The sequence below is a fragment of the Neisseria sp. P0021.S006 genome, assembly GCF_051956895.1.
In genome coordinates, this window is the sequence record NZ_JBQCWZ010000618.1 from 1 (window position 1) to 794 (window position 794).

General features: G+C 54.9%; 1 protein-coding gene. It reads right to left on the reverse strand.

Annotated elements, in window-relative coordinates; translation table 11 throughout:
• Positions 1-793: ATP-grasp domain-containing protein (locus ACTHUM_RS16075; RefSeq protein WP_440403431.1), on the reverse strand; the 793-nt coding region annotated here is incomplete at its 3' end.
• Between the last annotated feature and the right edge of the window lies 1 nt (position 794).

Sequence of the window (794 nt, forward strand, 5' to 3'; positions counted from 1 at the left end):
AGGTTGATGAATGTTGCCCAAGTAACTGCGCCAACAGTCGGGCAAAGCGTTCTGTCGCGCCTTCGCTGGTGTGCAAATACAGGGCTGGCTCGATGAGTTCCAATTCATTGAGCAGGAAGGTATCGCCGACCAATGTACCGTCCACTCGGGCGTAAACCGGCATTTGCGGCAAAGCGGCCAGTACGTCTTGTGCGGCACTGATGGCAAACTCGGGTGGCTCAATACCGAACACCGACACACCATAGGCCGAGTTGGCGCGCCATTCGCCTTGCGGCGGCTGACGGCGTACGGCATGGCTGAATATGCCGTTGAAAAACACCAGCGAGGTTTCACCCACCGTTTCGATTTCGCGGATATACGGTTGAACAATCATACCTTGCGGATAATCCACCATATCCACGTCCAATTCCTCCGCACAAACTTTGACCACGCCTTTGCCGCTCTGCCCGAATGCAGGCTTGATGACCGCGTTCGGCCATCCTTGTTGGTTCAGGATGTCGGACAATTCAGCTTTTTGCGGCGGAACGAACACGCTGGGAATCACTTGCGCGCCGCGTTCTGCTAAATCACACAAATAAGTCTTTTCCATATTCCAAGCCATCAGCTCGGGCGGATTGATAAAACGCTGCCCCGCCCGCTCGGCTTGTTCCAGCCATTGGCGGAAGGCTTCGGGTTCGGCGGCATAATCCCATGCACACAAAGGCAGTAAAAACGGCGCGGACGGATGGTTTTGCCACGCATCAAATACGGTTTTCACGCCCATGCTTTCCAAGCATGCCGCCAATGTTTTCAGG